The 12,133-nt window shown below is 60.8% G+C and carries 11 protein-coding genes and 2 pseudogenes; 9 read left to right on the forward strand and 4 right to left on the reverse strand.

Annotation, left to right across the window (positions count from 1 at the left end; genetic code table 11):
- The 3 genes and pseudogenes from BLU35_RS36890 to BLU35_RS27270 form a co-directional block, all read right to left on the reverse strand.
- Nucleotides 1-119: pseudogene (locus BLU35_RS36890) on the reverse strand (electron transfer flavoprotein subunit beta/FixA family protein); the annotation flags it as partial.
- Between the two features lie 44 nt (nt 120-163).
- Entirely contained in the window at nt 164-769 is a 606-nt protein-coding gene (locus BLU35_RS27265) for a dimethylsulfonioproprionate lyase family protein (protein ID WP_093235293.1), read from the reverse strand.
- Between the two features lie 2 nt (nt 770-771).
- Nucleotides 772-2,808, reverse strand: coding sequence for an NADH:flavin oxidoreductase (locus BLU35_RS27270; protein ID WP_093235294.1), 2,037 nt, complete (start codon nt 2,806-2,808; stop codon nt 772-774).
- Nucleotides 2,809-2,956: 148 nt separating this feature from the next.
- Here BLU35_RS27270 and BLU35_RS27275 point away from each other — a divergent pair, with 148 nt between their 5' ends.
- The 7 genes from BLU35_RS27275 to BLU35_RS27305 all read left to right on the forward strand — a co-directional run bounded on the left by BLU35_RS27275 (nt 2,957) and on the right by BLU35_RS27305 (nt 10,721).
- Nucleotides 2,957-3,586: a TetR/AcrR family transcriptional regulator gene (locus tag BLU35_RS27275; RefSeq protein ID WP_058323045.1), complete on the forward strand. Its 630-nt coding sequence runs from the start codon at nt 2,957-2,959 to the stop codon at nt 3,584-3,586.
- Between the two features lie 7 nt (nt 3,587-3,593).
- Nucleotides 3,594-4,394, forward strand: a complete 801-nt coding sequence (locus BLU35_RS27280) for a pyrroline-5-carboxylate reductase family protein (RefSeq protein WP_093235295.1) — start codon at nt 3,594-3,596, stop codon at nt 4,392-4,394.
- A gap of 64 nt (nt 4,395-4,458) precedes the next feature.
- Entirely contained in the window at nt 4,459-5,460 is a 1,002-nt protein-coding gene (locus tag BLU35_RS27285) for an ABC transporter substrate-binding protein (RefSeq protein WP_093235296.1), read from the forward strand.
- 102 nt (nt 5,461-5,562) lie between these two features.
- Nucleotides 5,563-6,450: an ABC transporter permease gene (locus tag BLU35_RS27290; RefSeq protein ID WP_093235297.1), complete on the forward strand. Its 888-nt coding sequence runs from the start codon at nt 5,563-5,565 to the stop codon at nt 6,448-6,450.
- A complete protein-coding gene (locus BLU35_RS27295) occupies nt 6,443-7,522 on the forward strand; it encodes a quaternary amine ABC transporter ATP-binding protein (RefSeq protein WP_093235298.1) in 1,080 nt (359 codons plus the stop codon). The genes BLU35_RS27290 and BLU35_RS27295 overlap by 8 nt, the downstream gene beginning before the upstream one ends.
- A gap of 111 nt (nt 7,523-7,633) precedes the next feature.
- The gene (locus BLU35_RS27300; RefSeq protein WP_093235299.1) at nt 7,634-9,619 is read left to right on the forward strand and encodes an oxidoreductase; all 1,986 of its coding nucleotides are present in this window, start codon (nt 7,634-7,636) and stop codon (nt 9,617-9,619) included.
- 1 nt (nt 9,620) lies between these two features.
- A complete protein-coding gene (locus tag BLU35_RS27305; protein ID WP_093235300.1) occupies nt 9,621-10,721 on the forward strand; it encodes an Ldh family oxidoreductase in 1,101 nt (366 codons plus the stop codon).
- Here BLU35_RS27305 and BLU35_RS27310 read toward each other — a convergent pair.
- Nucleotides 10,656-11,201: a GntR family transcriptional regulator gene (locus BLU35_RS27310; protein WP_093235301.1), complete on the reverse strand. Its 546-nt coding sequence runs from the start codon at nt 11,199-11,201 to the stop codon at nt 10,656-10,658. The two genes, BLU35_RS27305 and BLU35_RS27310, sit on opposite strands and share 66 nt — an antisense overlap.
- Here BLU35_RS27310 and BLU35_RS27315 point away from each other — a divergent pair.
- Complete coding sequence (locus BLU35_RS27315; RefSeq protein WP_093235302.1) at nt 11,200-11,490, forward strand: helix-turn-helix domain-containing protein; 291 nt, start codon at nt 11,200-11,202, stop codon at nt 11,488-11,490. The two genes, BLU35_RS27310 and BLU35_RS27315, sit on opposite strands and share 2 nt — an antisense overlap.
- Before the next feature lie 462 nt (nt 11,491-11,952).
- Nucleotides 11,953-12,057: pseudogene (locus BLU35_RS36360) on the forward strand (integrase); the annotation flags it as partial.
- Nucleotides 12,058-12,133: the final 76 nt, after the last annotated feature.

The following is a 12,133-nucleotide window of genomic DNA, read 5'->3' on the forward strand; positions in this document are numbered from 1 at the left end:
TCGTCGAAGGGGTTCATCGACATCTTCACGTTGGCGAGCTCGACGCCCGAACCGTCTGCCTTCACGCGGATCTTGACGTTGTAGTCAACGACCCGTTTTACCGTCACAAGTATTTTCATGGCAACCTTCCTCCTGCGATCGGTTGTAGCCGAACGCTTTCACTTCAGTGTCTCGGTCGATCAGGCAACAAAGCCCAGAAGGCGAACAGCGGTGTTTCGCCGGAACGCATGGCGTGCCGGACGCCAGGCGGATTGTAGAACGAACCTCCGATCCCGGGTGAGAACCATTCCGAGGTGCCGTGCTGAAACTCCCCCTCCGACAGGACCAAGTAGGTTTCTTCGGGGGCATGGTCGTGATCGGGATAACGCACGTTCGGCGCCATCAGCGTCACGCCAAGCCACAGGTCCCGCCGGTCCTCCAGACCGCCCGGTCCGACGATCATCGTATTGGCGTGGCTCATCAGAAAATTCTCGCTTGCCGTTTGATCGTAGACGGAGCGCCACTTCCATTCGAGCATCGGCTCAAGCCCCGCGAAGCGCTCAATCAGTGCGTCCAGGGACGGTCGCCCGGTTTTCGTTACCAGAAGGCTCTCGATATGACGGTTGCAGACCGGAAGGCGCTTTCCGATGTTCAAGCGTTGGGGTTGCGGCGCTTCGAGTTGGGCAAATATCTCCATGAGGGAGCGACGCGCTCTGAGATCCTGAACGCACTGGTCGAACGCGACGAAAGCCGTGTCCAGAAAAGCCTGCAGAGCGTCGTTCCTCGCCATCGCTAGAGATCCTTGGCAAGTCGCAGCGCGTCGTAGATGGCCGCATGCGTGTTGCGCGCCGCGACCGCGTCGCCGATCCGGAAGAGTTGGTAGGCACCCTCCGGGTTGCGTTCAACCGACTGCGGCGCTCCGGAAATCAGGTCGTCGTAGGAGACCTCGCCGAGGTTCCTCGAACCAGGTTTCAGTTCGAAATAGAGGTCATCGAGCGGAATGGTGCCGTGATTGACGACGATCTGATCGAAGGTCTGCTGCTTGGCCACGCCGCCATAGTCGCTGCCGACATGCGCGATGATCTGATTGCCGCTCTTCTCTGCCGCCTCCAGCCTGTAGGTGACAGTGAAGGTGACATCGAGTTTCTGCAGCGAGCGCATGTAGGGAACGAGGTTCATCGCCATGACTTCCGGCGCGAAGGAACGGTCCGGCGTCATGATCTCGACCTTGGCGCCTGCCTTGGCGAGGAATTCCGCGGCCTGGAGACCAGCATGGTCGCCGGCATCGTCGAAGATGAGAACGTTGGTTCCAGGCTTCACATCACCCGAGATGATGTCCCAGGAGGAAACAACGAGCTCGTTGCCCTTCGAAAGAACCTGTGTGTGCGGCAATCCGCCCGTGGCGATGATGACCACGTCGGGTGCGTCGGCAAGCACGGTGTCAGCCTCGGCCCACGTGTTGAACCGGAAGGTGACGCCGAGCTTTTCGCACTGGCTCATGCGCCAGTCGATAATACTGATCATCTCCCGCCGGCGTTCGCTCTGGGCCGTCAGCCGGATCTGTCCACCCGGATGGTTCGCGGCCTCGAATACGACGACCTCATGCCCCCGCTCCGCAGACACGCGAGCGGCTTCAAGGCCAGCAGGACCCGCCCCCACGATTACGACTTTCTTCCGAACCGCGGCCTTCGGGATCCGATGCGGCATCGTTTCTTCGCGGCCGGTCGCGGCGTTATGAATGCAGAAGGCCATGCCACCTTGATAGATGCGATCAAGACAGTAGTTGGCCCCGACACAGGGGCGGATATCATCCTCGCGCTTTTCCATGATCTTGCGCACGATATGAGGGTCAGTCATGTGAGCGCGGGTCATGCCGATCATATCGACCTTGCCGGCAGCAATCGCGTGACGAGCCGTCGCCACGTCCTGGATCTTCGCGGCATGGAAGGTCGGGAACTTGGTTGCTGCGCGTACATCGCCGGCAAAATCCAGATGCGGCGCGCTCGCCATGCCCTGGATCGGGATGACGTCCGTCAGGCCCGGATCCGTATCGATGTGACCGCGGATGACATTCAGGTAATCGATGAGACCACTTTCCTTCAGACGACGGGAGATCTCCAGGCCCTCAGCCTTTCCGGTCCCGCCGGGAAGACACTCGTCCGCCGTGTAGCGCACGCCGAGGATAAATTCGTTGCCGACCCTTTCGCGCATCGCCTTGAAGACGTCGAGACAGAAACGCAAACGGTTATCGAGCGAGCCGCCATAGGGACCGTCGAGTTCGTTGGTAAGCGGCGAGGTAAACTGGTCGATCAGATGCCCGTAGGCTTCCAGCTCGACACCATCCATGCCGCCCGCCTTCATGCGTTCGGCGGCGTCCGCAAAATCCTTGATGATGCGCTCGATGTCCCAGTCTTCGATCTTCTTGGGAAACGCGCGGTGCGCCGCCTCGCGATGGTGAGAGGGGGCAACGACCGGGAGCCAGTCGCCCTTGTCCCAGCGGGTGCGGCGGCCGAGGTGCGTGAGCTGGATCATGATCGCGGCGCCCTGCTCATGCACGGCGTCGGTCATTTCCCTGATCCACGGCACGATTTCGTCCTTGTAGGCCAGCAGATTGTTGAAGACCGGGGGGCTGTCTTTCGAGACTGCCGCAGAGCCGGCGGTCATCGTCAGCGCGACACCGCCCTTGGCCCGCTCGACCGTATAGGCGCGGTAGCGGCCCTTCGGCATACCGTCCTCCGGATAGGCAGGCTCGTGAGACGTGACGATGATGCGGTTGCGCAGGGTCAAATGCTTCAACTGAAACGGCTGAAGCAGGGGGTCGTTCGACATGCGACGGGCTCCGGTTTATGGGACTTTAATCGCAACGGTATGAGGAAATGTACACACCTGTCAATAATCAAAAACACAATAGTTTGTTTATTTGACACACGTGTACATTTTCCTTGAAGCGGCCCTTTGGATTTGTTAGGAGGCAATCATGGAACAGTCGATGAGTGACACTGGCTGGCGCGGTTCTCAGGAGGGGTGGCTCGAAGCCGCCTACGATTCCCTGCTCGAGTCAGGCGTGGACTCGGTGAAGATCCTGCCGTTGGCCAAACGGCTCAATCTTTCCCGGACCAGCTTCTATTGGTTCTTCAAGGACCGGGAGGAACTGTTGAACGCTCTCATCGCGCGCTGGAGGGAGAAGAATACGGGTAACCTCGTCAAGCAGTCCGAAGCCTATGCGGAGTCTCTCGCCGAGGCGATGCTGAACGTTTTCGACTGCTGGGTGAACAAGGATCTGTTCGACTCCCAGTTCGAGTTCGCCGTTCGCAGCTGGGCGCTGCAATCGCCCGAGATACAGGCCGAAGTACATGAGGCCGATCAGGCGAGAATGGAGGCGCTGGGCCGCATGTTCATGCGTTTCGGCTACGAGGCGGGACCGGCGGACGTTCGCGCGCGAACAACCTACCTGGTGCAGATCGGATACATCTCCATGCAGTCCAAGGAAGACCTCGCGCTGCGCATGAAGCGCATCCCGGAATACATCGCGATCTACACCGGACAAACGCCGCAGCAGAGGGAGCTCGACCGCTTCTTCGCCCGGCATGGCTACAAACCAGAATGAGAGAAGAATGGAAACGGGCGGACCTTTGAGGGTTGGCGTAATTGGTGGTGCCGGATGGATGGGCGGAGCAATCGCCGCAGCCATTCTCGATGCCGGCATCGTCGAGCCTCAAGACCTGTCGCTCTCTTTTCGAAGCGAGCGCCCCGACCGTTTCAACGGCTCCTTCTGGACATCAGACAACCAGGCACTTGCCGACCGTTCGGACGTTATCGTTCTCTCCGTCCGCCCGGCCGACTGGCCCAGCCTGACCGTCGTCGCCGAAGGCAAGCTACTTATCTCCGTCATGGCGGGCATTCGCCTCAGCGCGCTGAGTGCGCACCACCGGACGGACCGCGCGGTCCGAACCTTGCCCAATGCGGCGGCCGAAGTTCGCAAGTCCTATACGCCGTGGATCGCCGCCGCCGGGCTGCAGGACGACGATAGGAATATCATAAGGGCGATCTTCGATGCCTGCGGTTCTCAGGATGAAGTGCGTTCAGAAGCGGAAATCGACTATCTGACCGGCCTCACCGGATCGGGACCTGCCTTTCCGGCGCTGCTCGCCGAAGCGATGATGGCAGACGCCGTCTCGCATGGACTGGCACCCGAGATCGCCACGCGTGCCGTCAACACCCTTATCGTGGGTGCCGGCCGACTGCTTGAGCAGCGTGACGACTGTCCGACCGACATTGTCCAGACCTTCCTCGATTATCGCGGCACCACAGCCGCCGCGATAGAGGAGATGCGCGCGGCCGGCTTTGATGCCGCCGTTTCACGCGGGTTGACGGCTGCGTTCAGGAAATCGGTTCGCATGGGAGAAGCCTCCTAGCGTCGTAGGACGGGGTCCGCGGCGCCCCGTTCCAAAGAAAAAGCCGCCAAAAGAGGGAACGATAATGAAAAGCTTGCTTGCATCGACATGCCTGTTCCTTGGAACCGTCGCCGGTTCGTCGCTCGCCAACGCGGCGGATTGCGGCAGCCTCACCATCGCCAGCATGAACTGGCAAAGTGCCGAGGTAATTTCCAACCTCGACAAGATCATTCTCAATGAAGGTTACGGCTGCAGCGCCGAAATCACCATCGGCGACACCGTGCCGACCATCACATCGATGGCGGAAAAAGGCGAACCCGATATTGCGCCCGAGGCCTGGATCGATCTGCTTCCCGACGTGGTCAAGAAAGGGACGGAGGAAGGCCGCATCGTGAAGGTCGGCTCTCCGCTTCCCGACGGCGGCGTCCAGGGCTGGTGGATCCCGAAGTATTTTGCTGATGCCCATCCTGACATCAAGACAATTCCCGACCTCCTGAAGCATCCCGATCTCATCAAGGATCCTGAAGACCCGAGCAAGGGCGCGATCTTCAACGGCCCGCAGGGCTGGGGCGGCACGGTCGTGACCGCGCAGCTCTACAAGGCCTTCGAAGCTGAAAAAGCCGGCTGGACGCTTGTCGACACCGGATCCGCCGCAGGTCTCGATGGTTCGATCGCCAAGGCCTACGAACGGAAAGAAGGCTGGGTCGGCTACTACTGGGCGCCGACGGCCCTCCTCGGCAAATACGAGATGGTGCAACTCGAAGCCGGCGTCCCCTATGACGCAGCCGAGTGGAAGCGTTGCATTACGGTTGCCGAATGCACCGACCCGAAACCGAGCGCATGGCCGGTCGACACGATCGTGACGCTCGTCGCCAAGCCCTTCTCCGAGAAGGCCGGGCCCGAGGTCATGGACTACCTCAACAAACGCTCCTGGAGCAACGAGACGATCGCCAAGCTCATGGCCTGGATGACCGACAACCAGGCGAGCGGCGAAGAAGGTGCCAAGCACTTCCTCGAAGAAAACCCGGATATCTGGAAAAAGTGGGTTTCCCCCGAGGCCGCCACGAAGATCGAGGCTGCGCTGTAACTAGCACTGCCACACCCCGGTGCGGTGTGCTTCCCGCACATCGCACCGATCATGCCGACATAACAACAAGAACGCATCGGCTCTTTCGAGAAGGGGAACCGAATGGACTGGTTTTATCAATTTCCGCACATGGACGACAACGCGCTTCGAGATCTGAAGAAGGTCATCGACGAGACATTTCGCGGCTTTACGCGCAATTACGGCGAACTGATCGAGGGATTTTTTACGCCGCTGCAGCATTTTCTGATCGCCGCCGAACGCTTCATGACCAAGACGCCCTGGCCGATCATCACGCTCCTGATCCTCGCCATCGCCTGGGCAGCCACGAGGAGCGTGCGGATCGTCGGCAGCTGTCTCGTGACGCTGTTGTTGATCGGCTACTTCGACATGTGGGACGACACGATGCGGACGATCTCGATGATCTTCGTCTGCACCGTGCTGTCGATCGCGATCGGGCTGCCGATCGGCATTCTGATGTCGCGCTCCGACAGGGTCCAGCGGGTCGTCAATCCCGTGCTCGATGTCATGCAGACCATGCCGAGCTTCGTCTACCTGATCCCCGTGGTCATGCTGCTCGGCATCGGCAAGGTCCCCGGCCTGATCGCCGTCGTCATCTACGCCATCCCGCCGATGATCCGCCTCACCAATCTCGGCATTCGCCTTGTCGACAAGGACGTTCTGGAAGCCGCCGATGCCTTCGGCGCCGACAATAGGCAGAAGCTCTTCAAGGTGCAGCTGCCGCTGGCGCTCCCGACCATCATGGCCGGCATAAACCAAACCATCATGATGGCGCTTGCCATGGTCGTCATCGCCTCGATGATTGGCGTTCAGGGTCTTGGCCAGCCGGTGCTGAAGGCGATTGCCAACCAGTACTTCACGCTTGGCATCTTCAACGGACTTGCGATCGTCGGCATCGCCATCATGTTCGACCGTGTGAGCCAGGCCTACGGCGAACGGCTGCAGAAGCATCGGGAGGTCGTCCATGGCTGATCATGCTTTCGGCGGCATCCAGATCCGCCATCTCTATAAGATCTTCGGGCCGAATGCGCAGTCCCATGTCGAGGCAGTCAAGAACGGCCTGACCAAGACGGAACTCAACGAGCGCTACGGGCATGTGCTCGGCCTTCGCGACATCAACATCGAGATGCCGTCGGGCTCGATCCAGGTGATCATGGGGCTTTCCGGATCGGGCAAGTCGACGCTCATCCGCCATATCAACCGGCTGATCGACCCGACGGCAGGCGAAGTGCTCGTTGACGGAGTCGACGTGGTGAAGATGCCGGAAACGGAACTGCGCGAATTCCGCCGTCATCAGACAGCCATGGTGTTCCAGAAGTTCGCGCTGCTTCCGCATCGAAGCGTGCTCGACAACACGATCTTCGGCCTTGAAATCCAGGGCGTGTCGCGCGCGCAAAGCATCGACACCGCCATGCGCTGGCTGGAACGGGTCGGTCTTAAAGGCTTCGAGCAGAAGTATCCCAATCAGCTCTCCGGCGGTATGCAGCAGCGCGTCGGCCTTGCCCGCGCGCTTGCCAATGACGCACCGGTGCTTTTGATGGATGAGGCCTATTCGGCCCTCGACCCCCTCATCCGCACCGACATGCAGACGGTGCTTCTGGACCTGCAGAAGGAGATCAAGAAGACGATCGTCTTCATCACCCATGATCTCGACGAGGCACTGAGGCTGGGTGACCAGATCGCCATCCTTCGTGACGGCGAGGTCATCCAGCAGGGTTCGAGCCAGGATATCGTGCTGAGACCGGCCGACGACTATGTCGCGAACTTCGTGAAGGAGGTGAACCGGGGTCGCGTGGTGCATGTAGAGGCGATCATGACGCCATTCGGCGCGACCGCCGTCGATAGCGGGCAACGGATTGCCGCCGATCTCACAATCGAAGAGGCGGTGCGTACGCTCGCCTCTGCACCCGAAGGCGACATCATCGTCGTCGATCCCTCGGGAAAGCCGCTCGGCACGGTCACCTTCCGCCAGCTGGCGGGCGCGATGGTCAATGCGCACGATACGAACGATCGCGATATGGCGATTGCGGCCACCGCCGCGTGAGGCACCGGCGCGACCGTCCAATTGCCTCCGGGCGGTGTTTTTGCCGCCCGGAAGAGCCGACGACGCTGTTCCCCTTCCCAACCTGATCCTCTCCCCGCCCGGAGTTGCGCCATGTCCAAGAAGTTTCCCCGGTTATTCTCCCCTCTCAAACTGCGCTCGCACACGCTGAAGAACCGGATCGTGTTCGGCGCCCACACGGCGAACATGGCGGTCGAGGGCCTGCCGACCGAACGCCATGCCGCCTATTACCGGAAGCGCGCGATCGGCGGGGCCGCAATGATTGTCGTCGAACCCATGCCCGTGCATGCCGCAGCCGTTCTCACCCGCGGCAATTTCCGGCATTCGGACGATCGCGTCATCCCCCACTTCAAGAAGGTGGTTGAGGCAATCAAGGAACATGGAGCCGTCGCAATCCAGCAGCTCTATCATGTCGGGGCGCATGGGGATTCCGACAACTCCTTTCATCCGCACTGGTCGCCTTCGGGCGGGCCTAGCTATCACGACAGCGACGGCTCGCATCCGATGACCGAGGACGAAATCCTTGAGACGATCAACGGTTTCGTCGAGGCGGCACGGCGATGTCGGGACGCCGGCTTCGACGGCGTCGAAGTGTGGGCGGCCTATCTTGGCATGGTGGATCAATTCTGGACCCCCTGGTGCAATCGGCGTGATGATCAATGGGGCGGTTCGCTTGAAAATCGCACGCGGATGTCGCGCGAAATCCTGACACGGATCAGGGAAGTCTGCGGCCCCGACTTCATCGTTGGCCTTGCCGTCAGCGACGAACCGGATGTGAAGGTTGCGCTTCAACGCGACGAGCTTGCCGAGATCATCCGCCTGCACGACGAACTGGGCCTCATCGACTATGTCACATGCGGCTCGGGAGGCTACCTCGATTTCTACAAGCTGATGCCGACGTTCCTCTATCCCGAGAAACTTGGAGCCGACCTCGCATCGGCCCTGAAAGGCGTCGTCAAGAATGCCCTGGTGATCGCTGAAAGCCACATCCGCACCCCGGAAAACGCCGAAACGGTGCTCGGCGAAGGAGCTGCCGATCTCGTATCGATCGTGCGCGGTCAAATCGCAGATCCGCATCTGGCAACCAAGGCGGACGAGGATCGCCCGGAGGATATCCGCGGCTGCATCTCGTGCAACCAGATGTGCTGGGGACGACGATCGCGCGACTACTGGATCAGCTGTCTGATCAACCCATCCGTCGGCCGTGAGGCCGAATGGAACGGCGACCGTTTTCTAAGGACCAGCGATCCCCAGCGCGTGCTGGTCATCGGCGGCGGCCCTGCCGGACTGGAGGCCGCCCGGGTGGCCGCCGAACGAGGACACAAGGTCGTGCTCACCGAAGCGTCGAGCCGTCTCGGCGGTAATTTCCTGCTGGCGGGCATGCAGCCCAGAAGAGCCCAGATCCTCGATCTCATCGCTTGGTATGAGCGCCAGCTTGAGAAACTCGGTGTAGAAGTTCGCCTCAACTCCTATATCGAGGCCGAGGACATCGACCCTTCCGAGTTCGAGCGCGTCATCGTCGCCACCGGCTCCTATTCACCGGAGACGGGGTTCCAGAAAGCGCTGCCGACGGTCGAGACGATGCCTGGTCTGGAAAAGGGTAACGTCTTCACGGTCGAAGCGGTCATGGCGCGCCAGGCAAGGCTGGGCGAACGTGTGCTGCTCTTGGACGAAGGCGGCGGATGGCGCGGCTGCGGCACCGCCTGGAAGCTCGCCGAGGACGGCCACGAAGTGGCGATCCTGACGCCCGACCCCTTCGTCGGCAAGGAGTTGCAGAGAACCGCAGCCGACGTCCCGATGCGGCAGGCGCTCAGGAAACTCGGCGTGACATGGATCGTCGAAGCCAGCATCACCGAATGGCATGGCAACGGCGCGACGATCATCGACCACACCACGGGAGAGTGTCGCTTCATCGACGCGGATGCGTTGGTCACGGCCACCACGAATGCCCCGGCCGACTGGCTGATGCCGGGCCTCGAAGAACGCGGTATCGCTACGCGCCAGATCGGCGACTGCGCGGCCCCGCGGCAGGCGCCCTATGCGTTTTATGAGGGTCGGAAAGCGGGATTGGAGATCTGACATGGCGGATGACGTGGAACTCGGCGCAGCGGAAGCGGAGGATCTGGCGCTGAGAGCTTGCCTTGGTGCCGGCGCCAATCCGGCGAGCGCCCGCTCGCTCGTGGACGCGACAGTGTCGGCCGCCCGCTTCGGCTCCGCCGCTGTCGGGTTTCCGCACCTGGTCGATTACCTGAACAGTTTTCGCGAGGGACGTATCAACTGCGATCCCGCACCAGTCGTTGCGCGCCCGTTTCCCGCCTATCTGTCATCCGATGCCGACCGTGGCATCGCGCAACTCGGCTTCGATCTTGCCTTCCAAGACTTCGTTGCCGCCGCCCGCACCTTCGGGGTCGCGCTGTTCACCCAGAAGAACAGCTACACGACGGGCGAGCTCGGCTATTACGTGCGCCGGCTTGCGTTGCAAGGCTTGAGCGGCCTTGCGGCTACCAATGCGAATGCCATGGTCGTTGCAAAGGCAGGAGGACCCGCCGTTTACAGCACGAACCCAATCGCCTTCGGCTTTCCGCTCGGCGATGGCACCCCGCCGCTGATCATCGATCAATCTTCCAGCGCCACTGCCTTTGTCAACATCGTCGCCGCTGCCGCCGAGGGAAGATCTATTCCCAAAGGTTGGGCGGTCGACGCGCAAGGCGCCGATACCCAGGACGCCGAAAAGGCGCTTTTAGGCGCGCTGCTACCCTTCGGCGGTCGCAAGGGTGCGAATGTCGCGCTCCTCGTTGAAATGCTGTCGGCCGGCATCTCGGGCGGATCCTGGTCGCTGGGCACGCCAAGCTTCAGAACAGGCGATGCATCTCCCGCTGTCGGGTTGACGGTGATTGCAATGATGCCAGGTTCGGAAGGGAGCGACCACATCGCCCGTGCCCACGACCAGATCCGGCGGCTGGAGGAACTCGGCGTTCACGTCCCGGGCGTCAGCGGCAGGCCGCTTCGCTCGACGGAGCGACCGTTGCGGATGCCCCGCGCTGTCTTCGATGACATCAGTCGTTTTGCGTCCGATTGGTCTGGTGGAATACGTAACCCACCGACAAAGATCCCGTCACACACCGAGAGAAATCGCCATTCCCTCCGGGGCGGCATACATCGCCATGTTCTTGCGCGATAAATCGAGGTGTGCACGAACCAACGCCTCCGCTCGATCAGGATCGTGGTTCGCTATTGCATCGATCATTTCGTCGTGTTGGCGCGACGCCTCGTGCAACTCCTCCAACATGCGCGCGTTGCTCGGTCTGTAAAAAATCTTGCCGATACGCGCATGATCAATCAAAAGCCGGCGAAGGCTTGGAAGAATGAAGGCATTGTTCGCAATCTCGCCGACCCGAAGGTGAAATTTGTCATTGTAGAAGACGCGGGCGTCGACGTCGTTGCTGTGGACCGCGTCGCGAAAGCTGTCCTGTATCTCGCGCAGGCCCGCGATGTCGGCCTTCGACGCGTGTTCGGCGGCCAGCCGCGTGGCCGCAACATAGATCATCGGCGCGATCAAAAAGAAGAAGAAGGGCGCCATATTCAATGGCCCGCAGGGCTGGGGCGGCACGCTCGCGATCGAGAGCAATGATCCCCGTTTAAACGCGGCTCTCATCATCATGGAGCAGCACACCGAAAACACGATCTCGATTTCCGAACTGGCGGCCTCCGTCGGATTGTCGCGGCGCCAGCTTGAGCGCCTGTTCATGGAAAAGGCCAAGATGTCGCCTGCGCTCGTCTACAGAAAGCTTCGGCTGGAACGTGCCAAACATCTTCTCACACAGACGGATGCGTCGCTGATTGAGATCGCCCTCGAAGTCGGCTTCGAGAGCGCCGGGCACTTCTCGAGAATATTCGCAAAAACCTACGGACAGACGCCGAGCAGGCTCAGAGCGCAACGGTCGACGTGATCTGTCCAACAGCCGTCTCAACGATAATCGCGCCGAAGAAGATGCCGTCGAGCGGCGCGATCCGAGGGAGACCTGATCTTGGTAGGCATCGGCACTGCTCGATCGAAGGGTGACAATCACCCCAACCAACCCACTGCGGCCCCTGAAGCAATCAAACACGCCTACGAAGTCCGGAGGGGCTACCTTCCTCGAAAGCGGCTCTGGACCGGATGGCGGTCAGGGAGTGCGATTGGCAAACCGCTGAGACTGCGGTCGCTCAGACACGGCGGCCGAAACGAAGAGGTGCATTCCCGACGATACATTACGCGATCATTTTAGCCCAGAACGTGAACATCTTGCCGTGCAAGGGGCTCATGAAGTACGGATCCCTTCTGCCCTAGGAGGAGACGTCCCGATACGCGCGTCCACTCCCCTTGCTCTGTGAGTTAAGGCATCAGGTTTAAGTCGGCGATCGAGAAGTTCCCCGAGGTCGATCAGCGACATGTACAAAAGCAGCCTGGCCATGCAGGCACCGAAATGATCCGGCGCGACCGATTTAGGGTCAATCTGACAAAGGCCTCAGGGGACTGTAGGGACTTTGTTCCGCCAGCATTCGTGCGATTTCTGATCTGGTCCTGCAGGCCCCAATCCACCTGTGTCAGAC

It is taken from the genome of Sinorhizobium sp. NFACC03 (genome assembly GCF_900103435.1).
Lineage (GTDB): Bacteria > Pseudomonadota > Alphaproteobacteria > Rhizobiales > Rhizobiaceae > Ensifer.